Source organism: Bacillus sp. AFS015802, from assembly GCF_002561455.1.
In the GTDB taxonomy this organism is placed as follows: Bacteria; Bacillota; Bacilli; order Bacillales; family Bacillaceae_B; genus Rossellomorea.
Map to the genome: position 1 here is coordinate 20,845 of NZ_NTUP01000008.1, position 13,626 is coordinate 34,470.

The following is a 13,626-nucleotide window of genomic DNA, read 5'->3' on the forward strand; positions in this document are numbered from 1 at the left end:
AAAATTGTGATTGAAAAGGACAGGCTTCGATGTCTGCCTTTCACAAAATATTTCATCAAACACTCATTGGAGGGATTTATTCATGGCAGAACGCATGGTTGGTAAACAAGCTCCACGTTTTGAAATGGACGCTGTAATGCCAAACAAAGAATTCGGTAAAGTATCTTTAGAGGAAAATATGAAAAATGATAAATGGACAGTATTGTTCTTCTATCCAATGGACTTCACATTTGTATGTCCGACGGAAATTACAGCAATGTCAGACCGTTACGATGAGTTCGAAGATTTAGATGCAGAAATCATTGGTGTCTCTACAGACACTATTCATACACACTTAGCATGGATCAACACCGACCGCAAAGAGAACGGTATCGGAGAATTAAACTATCCATTAGCGGCGGATACAAACCATTCCGTATCCCGTGAATATGGTGTCCTGATTGAAGAAGAAGGTGTTGCTCTTCGTGGCCTTTATATCATCAACCCAGAGGGTGAACTTCAATATCAGGCAGTATTTCACAACAACATCGGCCGTGATGTTGAAGAAACTCTGCGTGTACTTCAAGCGCTTCAAACCGGCGGCCTCTGCCCTGCAAACTGGAAGCCTGGTCAAAAAACTTTATAATTTCCAAATGAATAAAGGTCTAACCGTTTGTTAGGCCTTTTTGTTATCACATCCCGTAAATAATAGAAACCATATTGATTGAAGGAGGCTATATTAATGAAGCTTCGTACACCTATGCCAGAATTGACGGGCGCTACTGAATGGTTGAATGGAGAAGTGACAAAAGAGGATCTGGTAGGGGAAAAACCGACCCTCATTCACTTCTGGTCCATCTCTTGTCACCTTTGCAAAGAAGCCATGCCACAAGTAAACGAATTTCGTGATCGTTACAGCGATAAACTGAATGTAATGGCTGTTCATATGCCACGATCTGAAGATGATTTAAACCTAGAGGAAATCAAGAAGGTCGCAGCTCAGCATGACATCACTCAGCCGATCTTTGTGGACAGTGAGCATAAACTGACAGATGCTTTTGAGAATCAATATGTACCAGCTTATTATGTATTCGATAAAGAGGGGAATCTTCGTCACTTCCAGGCTGGGGGAAGCGGAATGAAAATGCTCGAAAAGCGTGTCAACCGTGTACTGGATGAAATGGAAAAAAGCGAATAAAGTTCAAACATAATGTGGAGGATAGATCGGTCAAAAGACCGATCTTTTTTTGTGGGAACATTTTTACAATGAATATGAATAGTAAGACTTAAGGGAGAATTCATAAAAAGTAAAAAATTCTAAAAAAAGGGTAGATAAATATTTCGAAAGCCGATATATTTAGTAGTACGTTGTTTTTTTATGGAAGATGGAAGGGAGAGGAATTATGGATACTTTTAAAAAATTGAAAGCCTTTTATTGGCCATATAAAAGGCATTTTATCGTTTCAATGATTTTCTTGATTTTTGTTACGGGCATTACAGTGGTCTATCCGATGATCTTACAAATAACGATTGATGATGTTATTTTGCAGGGGAAATATGAGTGGATCCCGTACTTGGCATTCGGCTTTATCGGCATCATGGTGGTGAAAGGGATCGCCACGTTCATTCAACAATATAATGGGGACCTTTTCGGTATCACCTCTGTCTACCGACTGAGAAATGAATTGTATGAGAAGCTTCAGTTTCTCCCATTCAGTTACTATGATAACGCCAAAACAGGGGATTTGATGTCCCGCTTGACGGCTGATGTGGAAGCTTTCCGCTTTTTCTTATCCTTTGGTTTTTCGGAGCTGCTCCGCTTCTTCATGCTTGTGACGGTCAGTTTCGGGGTGATGTTCTACTATTCTCCTTCTTTGACATTTGTCACCCTGGTTTCGCTGCCATTCCTGGCTATCGCCGTGTACAAATTCGATAAGGCAGTGCATCCTGCGTTCCGCGGGATCCGGAAGTCCTTTGGAAAGCTGAATACGAATGTACAAGAAAATATCTCTGGAATCAATACGGTGAAATCATTGTCCCGTGAAGATTTCCAAATCAATAAATTCAACCGTTCAAACGGTGATTATAAAGATAAGTACCTTTTCACCTCGGATATTTGGGCAAAATACTTTCCATTGATGGAATTCCTGGGAAATATAAGTGTCGTGACACTCCTTGCATATGGAGGTTACCTGGTGATGAACGGCAACCTTCAGCCGGGTGAGCTTGTCGCGTTTTACAGTTTGGTATGGTATATCATCTGGCCGATCATGAATCTCGGATTCACGATCAATCTCTTCTCTCAATCCAAGGCATCAGGGGAGCGATTATTGGAGATTCTCGAAGTGGATGAAAAGATTAAGGATCATGGGGATGTCATTCACGTTGACCGATTGAAAGGCGAAGTGGAGTTCAAACATGTATCACTGAATTACACGGTGCATGACGAAGCAGCCCTTGAGGATATTTCCTTTAAAGCAGAACCTGGTAAGGTCATCGGTCTGATCGGGGGCACAGGCTCAGGTAAAACAAGTATCACCCAGCTTATCACCCGTTTTTATGAGCCGGAAGAAGGTGAAATCCTCATTGATGGAAGGGATGTCAAAGATTATTCGTTACAATCACTCCGTCAAAATATCGGATTCGTCCTGCAGGAATCATTCTTATTCTCCTCCACCATCAAAGCCAATATTTCCTATGGCCGTCCTGAAGCATCCATGGAGGAAATCATCGAGGCAGCGAAACGTGCCGAGGCCCATGATTTCATTTCGGAATTGCCTGATGGGTATGATACAAGACTGGGAGAACGGGGCTTGGGTCTTTCAGGTGGTCAGAAACAACGGATTGCCATCGCGAGGGCCATTTGTGCAGACCCGTCGATCCTGATTCTGGATGATGCCACAAGCGCTGTGGACATGGAAACGGAATTCAGGATTCAAAGAGGGATGAAAGAGGTCATGTCCGATCGAACGACCTTTATCATCGCACACCGGATATCTTCATTAAAGCATGCAGACGAAATCCTTGTCCTTGAAAACGGGAAAATCGTTGAAAGAGGGGTCCATGATTTCTTACTGAAGAATAACGGACCTTATCAACGGATTTATGATATCCAATACAAAGATCAAAAAAAAATATTACAAACTCAGGAAGGGTAGGTGAAGGGAATTGAGTAAGAAAAATAAAGTGAATAAAAATATACTGAGCAGATTCCACTACTCAACCGATCAAATAATCGATAAACCATTCAACTGGGAACAGCTCTATCGGTTATTGACCTATTTAAAACCATATTCCAAAAAACTGCTGCCACTTTCCATCATCACCGTTCTGATTACAACGGCCGTCCGTTTGATCATTCCGATCCTGATCGGGGTGTACACCCTCGACAAGGCCATCAGGCAGAAAGATGGGAATCTCTTATTCACCTTAGTCGGAGTCATAGCGGGACTGTATGTTCTGAATTATGTGGCCAATGTCCTCCGGATAAGATGGATGAATCAATTGGGCCAGGGGGTCATATATGATCTGAGAAAGCATTTATTCAGTCATGTCCAGTGGCTTTCCCACCGCTTCTTTGATCAGCGGAGCGCAGGTTCCATCCTTGTCCGGATCATGAATGACATCAATTCCCTGCAAGAGCTGTTTACAAATGGTGTCATCAATCTCCTGATGGACATCATCCTGCTCATTGGAATCATCGTGATTCTCTTTACGTTAAGTCCGGAATTGACGCTGGCCGTCATGGTCATCTTGCCGATCATGTTCTTCATCTCTACAAGCTTGCGGAAAAACATACGGAAATCCTGGCAGTTGGTCAGGCTCAAGCAATCAAAGCTTAATTCCCATCTGAATGAAAGCATCCAGGGAATCCGGGTGACCCAATCATTTACACAGGAAAGAGAAAATATGGTGTTCTTTGATGGGGTCAATACAGAGAATTTCGACAGCTGGCGAACGGCGACAAAGAAAAATGCCATGTTCCGTCCACTGGTTGAATTAACGAACGCAATCGGAACAGCCGTACTCATTTGGTTCGGTGCCCATCTGATTCAAAATGGTTCACTGGAACTTGGTGAATTCGTCTCGTTTGCATTTTATCTGGGCATGTTCTGGGAGCCGATCTCGAGACTCGGGCAGGTGTACAATCAGCTCCTGATCGGGATGGCTTCGTCAGAGCGTATCTTCGAATTCCTGGATGAACAACCGATTGTCAATGAAAAGGAGAATGCATTGAATCTGACGGACATCAAAGGAAGGGTTCAATTCGAAAATGTTGAATTCTCTTATGATGATAAACGAAAAGCACTCCAGAATATCAACCTTGAAATGAAGGCCGGTCAAACCGTGGCACTGGTCGGTCATACAGGATCAGGAAAGACGACGATCGCCAACCTGATCAGCCGGTTTTACGATCCGACGAATGGGGTGGTGAAAATTGATGGAGTGAATTTACGGGATGCGTCCGTTTCAAGTTTACGAAGTCAAATCAGTATCGTCCTGCAGGATACATTCATCTTCTCAGGAACGATCATGGATAATATCCGATTCGGACGCCCGGATGCATCGGATGAAGAGGTCATGAAGGCAGCCGAAGCGATCGGTGCCAATGAATTCATCGAGAAGCTCTCAAACGGCTTCGAAACCGAAGTCGAGGAACGGGGAAATGTGTTATCCGTCGGTGAAAGACAATTATTGTCCTTTGCACGTGCCCTTTTGGCGAATCCGCGCATCATCATCCTGGATGAAGCGACCGCATCCATCGATACAGAGACAGAAGTGAAGATACAAAACGCACTGAAGAAATTGCTGAACGGCAGGACCGCGATCATCATCGCCCACCGCCTATCCACCATTCGTGAGTCCGACAATATCTTTGTCCTCGAAAATGGAAGAATCAAAGAGTCCGGGAACCATGACGAACTGATGGAGCAGCAGGGAGATTATTATGAGTTGGTTAAATCGCAGTTCAGGATGCTTGAAGCGATGTAAATAACATGTTTTGGCCCCACACTGGTGTGTGGGGTTTTTTGTGTTGGAATTTGATTGGATAGGGGAACATGGGTATTTGCGAAATTTTATTTGTGAAATATGTCACAAAATATTCATGTTCAATACTTCACAAACTTAATCCCAGGTTTTATAATGGACAATAAGTGATAAACAGTAGGAAAGAGCTGTTTACGATAAAAAGTAATTCGGTAGGGGGAGTATAGAATGGTGTTGGATAGTGTGATTTTAAGTAGGATGCTTACGTCGACAACCCTTGCATTCCATATTATTTTTGCAACGATTGGGGTGGGGGTTCCTGTCATGATTTCGATAGCCGAGTTTATGGGTATCAAGCGGAATGATCCTCATTACCTTTTGCTTGCCCGAAGATGGGCGAGGGGATTTACCATCACGGTGGCAGTCGGGGTTGTGACCGGTACAGCCATAGGACTTCAGCTGTCCCTGTTATGGCCATCGTTCATGCAGGTGGCCGGACAGGTGATCGCCCTGCCTTTATTCATGGAAACTTTTGCGTTTTTCTTTGAGGCGATTTTCTTGGGGATTTACCTTTATACGTGGGACCGATTCAAGAATAAGTGGATTCACTGGCTGCTGACGATTCCCGTGATGATCGGTTCTTCGGCTTCCGCACTATTCATTACAACGGTGAATGCGTTTATGAATACGCCACAGGGATTTGAATTGAAAGATGGAAAAGCGATTGAGATCGATCCAATTGCAGCGATGTTAAATCCTGCGACACCAACAAAAGTGTTTCACGTATTAACGACTGCGTACTTAACTTCAGCCCTCATCCTTGCCGCGATTACGGCATTTGCGATTCTCCGTAAAAAGGGAGGGGACTATCATAAGAAGGCCCTTCGTTTAACGATGGTTTCCGCGCTCATCTTTGCATTTGCCACAGCCATTGCCGGTGATCTGTCGGCCAAGTTCCTGGCTGAGTACCAGCCAGAAAAGCTTGCGGCGGCTGAGTGGCATTTCGAGACGGAAGAGAACGCCGATTTGATTGTGTTTGGAACCCTAGATGAAAATAATGAAGTCCATAATGAGATTCGGTTGCCGGGATTCCTGAGCTTCCTGGCAGGTAGTTCCTTCGATACAGAGGTCATTGGACTGAATGAATTTCCTGAAGATGAGCGGCCGCCCTTATGGGTCCATTATTTATTCGACCTTATGGTTTCAATCGGGTTTTACAGCATCTTCATTGCAGCGGCATACATCTTATTTTGGAAATGGAAAAAACGGAATGAATGGAACAAGCCGTTGTTATGGGGAATTGTTGCGAGTGGACCCCTGGCGATGCTCGCAATCGAATTTGGTTGGATTTATGCAGAGGTCGGACGCCAGCCATGGATTTTGAGAGGATATATGAAAGTGGCGGAGGCAGCAACAAAGGCAGATGGAGTGGGCTTAACGTTCGCGCTGTTTGTAGGTCTCTACGTTCTTCTAGGTATCCTATGCGTCGTTGTATTGATTAAAATGTTTAAAAATAGGCCTGCAGAGGCTGAGTTGGAACAACGATTTCCAAAGAAAGCGAGTTAATTAGTCTAATAGGCGCCTTCCACGGAAGGTGCCCTTACGAATTGAGTTTGTAGAGGGAGGAATGGGTATGAGCTTGGAAATCGTGGGGATCACGGTCTTGTGGATTTTCCTGTACGGGTATCTGATAGTGGCTTCGATTGATTTTGGAGCCGGCTTCTTCGCCTTTTACGGTAGAATAAAAGGGAAAGAGCATACGTTGAACGTATTGATAAGTCGGTATCTTTCTCCTGTATGGGAAGTGACGAACGTCTTTTTTGTCTTCTTTTTTGTCGGTTTGGTCGGTTTTTTTCCAGATGCAGCTTATTATTATGGGACGGCATTATTGCTTCCGGGGAGTATCGCGATCATCCTGCTTGCCATCAGGGGGAGCTTTTATGCTTTCGGAAACTATGGTTCTAAAGACAATATCGTCTACTTGTTTTTATATGGAGCCACGGGGTTATTGATTCCTGCTTCATTATCAACGGCATTGACCATATCAGAGGGCGGTTTTTTGGAGGAGCAGGGTGATAAGGTCGTTTTCCTGGCCCGTGAACTGTTTACGAGTCCTTATTCATGGAGCGTAGTCGTCCTGTCGATTGTATCAGTTTTATTTATCAGTGCGACATTTTTGACCTACTATGCGAATCGCGCAGGGGATATGGATTCGAGGGAGGAACTGAGGAAGTTTTCACTATTCTGGAGCCCTCCGACGATTTTAGCAAGTTTATTGGTGTTCGTGTCTTTGAGAGAACATAATCCCGAGCATTTTACCAGTGCCATTGATATATGGTGGATGTTCGCTTTATCCCTTGTCTGCTTTCTCGGAGCGTCCCTTTTCATATATAGGAGGAAGCATCATGGACTTGCGTTCACCCTGGTCATGCTGCAATTCTTCTTTGCCTTCTTCGGCTATGGGGCATCGCATTTACCATACATCCTCAAGCCGTTCATCACGATTGAAACGGGTGTCACAAACCCGACGATGGGGATGGCCCTGGTCATTGTGTTTATTGCCGGTTTGCTGTTACTGATCCCTTCCCTTTATCTATTAATGAGGCTATTCTTGTTCGATGCCGATTATGTGAAAGGAAACAAGTAGCGCGAATGGGACTTGAATGAAATACAGAAAAGAAAAGGGAGAAATTTCATTTTCTCCTTTTTTTTATGCTAAAATATAGTCATAGAGAGTGCGGGGGGATAAATGGTGAAAAAAGAGTTTGTAGTTATAGGTCTGGGCCGATTCGGAGGCAGCATTGTGCGATCTTTGACAGATCAAGGCATGGAGGTCATGGCCATCGACCATGATGAGGACAAGGTGAATGAATTTTCTTCCATCGCTTCACATGCGGTGGTTGCGGATTCGACCGATGAGTCCGTCTTGAAGAGCCTGGGGATCCGTAATTTCGATCACGTGATCGTCGCGATTGGGGACGATATCCAGTCGAGCGTATTAACGACGCTCATGTTAAAGGAAATCGGCGTAAAGAAAATTACGGTGAAAGCACAAAATGATTATCATGAAAAGGTCCTCCGTAAAATTGGAGCGAATCAAGTGGTCCATCCGGAGAGGGACATGGGAAGAAGGATTGCTCATAATATCATTTCCAATAATGTACTCGATTATCTTGAGTTGTCAGATGAACACTCGATCGTGGAGATAGTGGCCAATGAAAATCTGAGTGGAAACTCCCTGATCGATTTAGATATCAGGGCCCAATTCGGGATCAACATCGTGGCGATTAAAAGGGAAAAGGATATCATTGTTTCTCCTCAAGCCGACGAACAAATCCGTGTAGGGGACATTCTTATTGTCATCGGGGCCGATACGGATATTAACCGATTTGAGAAAAAGGTTTTATAAAACGAAAGAAGAGGCGTGACCATAGTGGTCAGCCTCTTCTTTTATTATCACACTTCCATGATGATTGGTAAGATCATTGGACGTCGTTTTGTTTTTTCATATAAGAATGGAGCCAGTGTATCCGTGATTTCATTCTTGATTTCTGACCATTGCGATGTTCTTCTTTCAAGAACTTTGTTCAGGTGTTTAGAAATGAGAGTCTGTGCTTCATTGATCAGATCACCTGATTCACGCATATAAACGAAACCTCTTGAGATAAGGTCCGGGCCGGAAGCGATTTTGAAATCCTTCATGTCGATGCTGACAACGACAATCACAAGTCCTTCTTCTGAAAGGATACGGCGGTCACGAAGGACGATATTCCCGATATCACCGATTCCGCTTCCGTCGATATAGACATTCCCTGATGGGATCTTCCCGGCTACCTGTGCTGAATCATTGCTCAGTGCAAGGACTTCACCGTTATCCATGATAAAGCAGTTTTCCTCTTGCACTCCACAATCCACCCCAAGCTGAGCGTGCATCTTCTGCATACGGAATTCACCGTGTATCGGCATGAAGAAGGTTGGGTTCATCAGACGGAGCATCAGCTTCATCTCTTGTTGTCCACCGTGACCGGATGTATGGATATCACTTAACGGTCCATGGATGACTTCAGCACCTGCACGATATAAAAGGTTGATCGTACGGTTTACGCTGATTGTATTCCCCGGGATTGGTGAAGAAGAGAATACAACAGTATCACCAGGCTGGATCTGGATTTGACGGTGGGTGCCGTTTGCGATCCTTGAGAGTGCCGCCATCGGTTCACCTTGGGAACCTGTACATAGAATGGCTACTTCATTCGCTGGAAGGCGATTGATCTGGTTGTGCTCAATGAATGTATCTTTAGGCGCATTGATATAGCCCAATTCCTGTCCAATCGTGATGGCCGCTTCCATGCTTCTTCCGAAAACAGCGACCTTACGGTTATGGAACACTGCCGCTTCGACCACTTGTTGAAGACGGTGGATATTCGAAGCGAATGTAGCAAAGATGACCCGACCATCCACTTTACGGAAAATGTCATTGATGCTTTCTCCGACTTTCCGCTCTGACATGGTGAAGTTTGGAACTTCAGCGTTTGTACTGTCAGACAGAAGACAAAGGACGCCTTCTTTTCCGATTTCAGCCATTTTGGTCAAGTTCGCGGGTTCACCAACCGGCGTGAAATCAAATTTGAAGTCACCGGTGTGCACAACATTACCAGGTGGTGTTTTGACAACGATTCCGTAAGAATCAGGAATGCTGTGTGTTGTTCTGAAGAAGGTGACTGATGTTTTGCGGAACTTAATGATATCATCTTCCTGGATGACGTTTAGTTTCGCATTACGTAATAATCCGTGCTCTTCAAGCTTATTCTTGATAAGACCCAGTGCAAGCTTCCCACCGTATATTGGGATATTTAACTCGCGAAGTAAATAGGGGATTCCACCGATATGGTCCTCGTGTCCGTGAGTGACGAATAGACCCTTGATTTTATCCACGTTTTTCACGAGATATGTGTAATCTGGGATAACATAATCGATACCGAGCAGTTCGTCCTCAGGGAATTTGATTCCTGCATCGATCAGGATGATTTCGTCTTGGAATTGTACGCCGTATGTGTTTTTACCGATTTCACCTAAACCGCCAAGGGCAAATACAGCGGTTTGGTCATTCTTAACAAATTTCATGAATTATTGCTCCAACTCGAAAGAATGGTGGTTTTGTTCATACTCTAAAAAAGCGCCCTCAAGCTTTTGTACGAATTCGATGTTATACGGTTTGTCTTTTAAATTCAGGCGTACTTCACGTTCTGATTCTGCTTCCATGTAAAGAGATTGAGTGCATTCGCGAACAGGCACTTCTGCTTTACTTTCTTGATAAAATACTTTAAAAATCATTTTTCTCTCTCCTTATCCGTTTTCAAAAAATCTAACTTTCATCTATGATAAAAAAGTTATCAACTACATAACATAAGGGTCATCTTAGGCCCACGGGCGTCATGAAAACAAAGCTCCTTCTTTCCGGGAGGTTGTTCCATGACAGTGGGGGCCGGATGCTGGAGCATACCTGTGCGGTCTGAACATGACGATGTTCAGTTATGGCTCATTTTCGCCCTGTGGTAAAAAAACGATCTTTCATCAGGGAATCATTTCCTTAACACAGGGCGACCTTTCAGGATGAAGGGCGGGTGAAAACGGGTTTCACCAGAATGATCCATGACCGGCAGTGCTTCAAACTCTTATATAATAGCCTATCATTCAAATAGGAATGAATCATCTAATTTATGTATGTAATAAATTATAAAGGATTCTCTCATGTAAATAAAGTTTTTGAATAATCCCATACTAACTCATGCGAAAGATAGAAGAGGGACCAATGCCAGTGGAGATGAAAAGCTCACAAGTGGCGTCAGTCCCTTATGCACCTCAGTAATGTTTGTCAGTATATCCAAGAAACCTGCATTCTAGTAGTGAGTATGCCTGAAGTCGACCTCTTCTTTATGCGATCGTTTTTTTTCTAAGCAATTCTTTCCACTGTTTTAAAAGCTTCTTTCTGAGCTTCTTTAACATGGTGGATCACTCCTTATCAATAGTTTACCGAGATTTTCCTTTGAAGTAAAGGAACAATAATACAGACGTCTCTGTTGTGTTACTTATATTGTACGGAATTTATCGAATCTCTTACATGGTTAAGTTTGGTAAATCGTTCGGTTTGGGTGTCTTCATTGACATTTATATCGTAAAGGATTACCTTAAACAACGGGTAAAATAGATTCAGAATTGAATACTTTGAAAAGGAGAACGGTCATGTCTAAAATAGTTTTCTTTGATATAGACGGTACGCTGCTTGATCACGATAAGAAATTGCCCCAGGCAACAAAAGAAGCCATCCGGACACTGCAGGCGAACGGGACGTATGTTGCGATCGCCACTGGAAGAGCTCCTTTTATGTATGAGAGTTTGAGAGAAGAACTGGGAATCGAATCCTTCGTTTCTTTCAATGGTCAATATGTGGTGTTTGAAAATGAAGTCATCTACACCAATCCGTTGAAGGTTGAACTGCTCGAAGAGTTATTGGAGGATACCTACACGAAAGAGCATCCTGTCGTGCATTTGAATCATCAAACGATGAAATCAAACCATAAGCATCATGAGTATATCCAAGAGAGTATGAACAGTCTGAAATTTCCTCATCCAGGGTTTGCCCCTGATTTTTATAAAGGAAGAGACATTTACCAATCTTTATTGTTCTGCACAAAGGAAGAAGAAGGATTTTATCGGGAGAAGTACACAGATTTCACCTTCATCCGCTGGCATCAGTTCTCCATGGATATCCTTCCAAAAGGTGGATCAAAGGCCGAGGGGATCAAAAGAATGATTGCAAAGCTCGGATTCAACATGGAAGACGTCTATGCATTCGGGGACGGTTTGAATGATATTGAAATGATTCAATCGGTCGGGACCGGCGTTGCCATGGGAAATGCCGTACAGGAAGTCCAAAAGCATGCAGATCTAATCACAAAACATGTGGATGATGATGGCATATATCACGGTTTGAAAAAACTTGAATTAATTTAGGTCATTCAAAAAGCCTCCCGGTGGCGGGAGGCTTTTTTTTGGTTTATCTCTCAATGGCAATGGCATCCGGAATCGGTTCGAATGGATTATTCTGATTGATGTGATCATAGAACATGATTCCGTTCAAGTGATCGATTTCATGTTGGAATACGATGGCCGGCAGTCCTTTAAGACGAAGCTTCACTTCATTACCGTCCATATCCCATCCCCTCACCGTCACTCTCGCATACCTGGGAACAAAGCCCGGTACATTCCGATCAACGGATAAACAGCCTTCCCCGGAAGTTAAATAGGCTTTCTCTATGGAATGGCTGATGATTTTCGGATTGAATAAGGCATAGCTGTATAACTTTCCTTGGTTGTCCGTGACGTTGACAGCAAGCATCCGTTTTGAAACGTTGATCTGAGGTGCAGCAAGTCCTATTCCAGGTCGTAGACCATATTTGCTTGCCGTTTCTGGATCTTGGCTATTTATGACATATTCTAATAAGCTTCTCAGTGTTTCCCGGTCTTCCTCAGATGGCGGGAGTACCACTTCCTTGGCCACCATGGTTAAAGTGGGGTGACCCTCACGGATGATGTCATTCATCGTAATCATTGTTTTTCCTCCTCAGGTACAATAGAGATAGAAATATAGCTAGGCCATGTCTCTCATAACACAAAAAAGACAGGGCCGATTTGATGATCCCTTCTCTACTTTACGTATTAAGATAATCTATTATGTATGATAATAGTCTATCATTTTCCTTTGAAAAAGTTAATGAATGAGATTCGATCGTAACTGGAATAATCCAAGGCAAAAAGACATAATTATTTTAATAGGAAGAATAGTCCAATCGACATTTTTTTCCACAGTTGTAAATCCCTATTGTCAAAAGATGTAGACATAGATATAGTAGAAGGTGGTAAATAGTTAAGGGGGATCAAGTTGTGTCGAAATTTCGTTTTGCTTTCATTTTAGGAGCCGCTATTTTTGTTCTGATGGGCTGTGTCGGTGGTTCTTCACCCGAAGAAAATGTGTATAATGTTCTTGAAGAAACCGTGGCCAAGGAAAGTCAATATGTTGACGTTCAAAAGCCTCTTCAAGAATTAGAAGAAAAGGAAAAAGAGATTTATACGAAAATCATGGATCTTGGAATGAAAGAGTTTGACCAAATTGTAAAGCTTTCTGATGAAGCTCTGGACAACATCGACAAAAGAAAAGATTATATCCAAAAAGAACGTAAGTCCATGAGTGAAGCCAAGAAAGAGTTTGCGAAAGCAGACGGTTATTTTGATAAGTTAGAAAATGAAGATCTTAAAAAAGAAGCTGAAAAGCTCAAAAAAACGATGGAAGAACGCTATCAGCTTCATGAAAAGCTAACCTCTTCTTATTTAGAGGCCTTGTCTCTCGATAAAGAACTTTATAATATGTTCAAAAAGAAAGACCTTACAATGGATGAGCTTGAGGAACAAATCGCTTCCATTAATGAACAATACGAAAAAATTGTGAAGTTCAATGAGGACTATAATAAGAAGACTGATGAATTCAACAAACAAAAACAAGAATTTTACTCAAAGGCAGAACTGGATGTCAAAGAGTCAGAATAAACAGGTACATAAAAGAAGAAGGAGGGCCTGGGGCCCTCCTTCTTCTTTTATATG

12 protein-coding genes are annotated in these 13,626 nt (G+C 43.0%); 9 read left to right on the forward strand and 3 right to left on the reverse strand.

The window, feature by feature from the left end; translation table 11 throughout:
- The first annotated feature begins 82 nt into the window (after window positions 1–82).
- From CN378_RS05175 to CN378_RS05205, 7 genes are all read left to right on the forward strand, one after another.
- Window positions 83–625, forward strand: a complete 543-nt coding sequence (locus CN378_RS05175) for a peroxiredoxin (protein ID WP_098350868.1) — start codon at window positions 83–85, stop codon at window positions 623–625.
- Between the two features lie 96 nt (window positions 626–721).
- Window positions 722–1,177, forward strand: coding sequence for a TlpA family protein disulfide reductase (locus tag CN378_RS05180; protein ID WP_098350869.1), 456 nt, complete (start codon window positions 722–724; stop codon window positions 1,175–1,177).
- 205 nt (window positions 1,178–1,382) lie between these two features.
- Complete coding sequence (locus CN378_RS05185) at window positions 1,383–3,137, forward strand: ABC transporter ATP-binding protein (RefSeq protein ID WP_098350870.1); 1,755 nt, start codon at window positions 1,383–1,385, stop codon at window positions 3,135–3,137.
- Between the two features lie 10 nt (window positions 3,138–3,147).
- Complete coding sequence (locus CN378_RS05190) at window positions 3,148–4,971, forward strand: ABC transporter ATP-binding protein (RefSeq protein ID WP_098350871.1); 1,824 nt, start codon at window positions 3,148–3,150, stop codon at window positions 4,969–4,971.
- A 225-nt stretch (window positions 4,972–5,196) separates the two neighbouring features.
- The gene (locus CN378_RS05195; protein WP_098350872.1) at window positions 5,197–6,534 is read left to right on the forward strand and encodes a cytochrome ubiquinol oxidase subunit I; all 1,338 of its coding nucleotides are present in this window, start codon (window positions 5,197–5,199) and stop codon (window positions 6,532–6,534) included.
- A 67-nt stretch (window positions 6,535–6,601) separates the two neighbouring features.
- Window positions 6,602–7,615, forward strand: coding sequence for a cytochrome d ubiquinol oxidase subunit II (locus tag CN378_RS05200; protein ID WP_098350873.1), 1,014 nt, complete (start codon window positions 6,602–6,604; stop codon window positions 7,613–7,615).
- A 105-nt stretch (window positions 7,616–7,720) separates the two neighbouring features.
- On the forward strand, window positions 7,721–8,377 hold the full coding sequence (locus CN378_RS05205) for a potassium channel family protein (protein ID WP_098350982.1): 657 nt from the start codon (window positions 7,721–7,723) through the stop codon (window positions 8,375–8,377).
- A 47-nt stretch (window positions 8,378–8,424) separates the two neighbouring features.
- Here CN378_RS05205 and rnjA read toward each other — a convergent pair whose 3' ends face one another.
- Both rnjA and CN378_RS05215 read right to left on the reverse strand, forming a co-directional pair.
- Window positions 8,425–10,092 carry a ribonuclease J1 gene (gene rnjA, locus CN378_RS05210; protein WP_098350874.1) on the reverse strand — a complete coding sequence of 556 codons (1,668 nt, stop codon included), beginning with the start codon at window positions 10,090–10,092 and terminating at the stop codon, window positions 8,425–8,427.
- 3 nt (window positions 10,093–10,095) lie between these two features.
- Complete coding sequence (locus tag CN378_RS05215; RefSeq protein ID WP_098350875.1) at window positions 10,096–10,302, reverse strand: DNA-dependent RNA polymerase subunit epsilon; 207 nt, start codon at window positions 10,300–10,302, stop codon at window positions 10,096–10,098.
- A gap of 909 nt (window positions 10,303–11,211) precedes the next feature.
- Between CN378_RS05215 and CN378_RS05220 the strand changes: the two genes are divergently transcribed.
- Window positions 11,212–11,982, forward strand: a complete 771-nt coding sequence (locus CN378_RS05220) for a Cof-type HAD-IIB family hydrolase (protein WP_098350876.1) — start codon at window positions 11,212–11,214, stop codon at window positions 11,980–11,982.
- 43 nt (window positions 11,983–12,025) lie between these two features.
- Here the strand turns inward: CN378_RS05220 and def are convergent, their stop codons facing one another.
- Window positions 12,026–12,580, reverse strand: coding sequence for a peptide deformylase (def, locus tag CN378_RS05225; protein WP_098350877.1), 555 nt, complete (start codon window positions 12,578–12,580; stop codon window positions 12,026–12,028).
- Between the two features lie 332 nt (window positions 12,581–12,912).
- Here def and CN378_RS05230 point away from each other — a divergent pair, with 332 nt between their 5' ends.
- Window positions 12,913–13,572 (forward strand): YkyA family protein, encoded by a 660-nt coding sequence (locus CN378_RS05230; RefSeq protein WP_257141019.1) that lies wholly within the window; start codon window positions 12,913–12,915, stop codon window positions 13,570–13,572.
- Window positions 13,573–13,626: the final 54 nt, after the last annotated feature.

What these genes read in the sequence shown, in the direction of transcription:
- CN378_RS05215 (WP_098350875.1), bottom strand. Translation starts at nt 10,302, where the DNA reads ATGATTTTTAAAGTATTTTATCAAGAAAGTAAAGCAGAAGTGCCTGTT.
- rnjA (WP_098350874.1), bottom strand. Translation starts at nt 10,092, where the DNA reads ATGAAATTTGTTAAGAATGACCAAACCGCTGTATTTGCCCTTGGCGGT.
- def (WP_098350877.1), bottom strand. Translation starts at nt 12,580, where the DNA reads ATGATTACGATGAATGACATCATCCGTGAGGGTCACCCCACTTTAACC.
- CN378_RS05175 (WP_098350868.1), top strand. Translation starts at nt 83, where the DNA reads ATGGCAGAACGCATGGTTGGTAAACAAGCTCCACGTTTTGAAATGGAC.
- CN378_RS05200 (WP_098350873.1), top strand. Translation starts at nt 6,602, where the DNA reads ATGAGCTTGGAAATCGTGGGGATCACGGTCTTGTGGATTTTCCTGTAC.
- CN378_RS05195 (WP_098350872.1), top strand. Translation starts at nt 5,197, where the DNA reads ATGGTGTTGGATAGTGTGATTTTAAGTAGGATGCTTACGTCGACAACC.
- CN378_RS05185 (WP_098350870.1), top strand. Translation starts at nt 1,383, where the DNA reads ATGGATACTTTTAAAAAATTGAAAGCCTTTTATTGGCCATATAAAAGG.
- CN378_RS05180 (WP_098350869.1), top strand. Translation starts at nt 722, where the DNA reads ATGAAGCTTCGTACACCTATGCCAGAATTGACGGGCGCTACTGAATGG.
- CN378_RS05220 (WP_098350876.1), top strand. Translation starts at nt 11,212, where the DNA reads ATGTCTAAAATAGTTTTCTTTGATATAGACGGTACGCTGCTTGATCAC.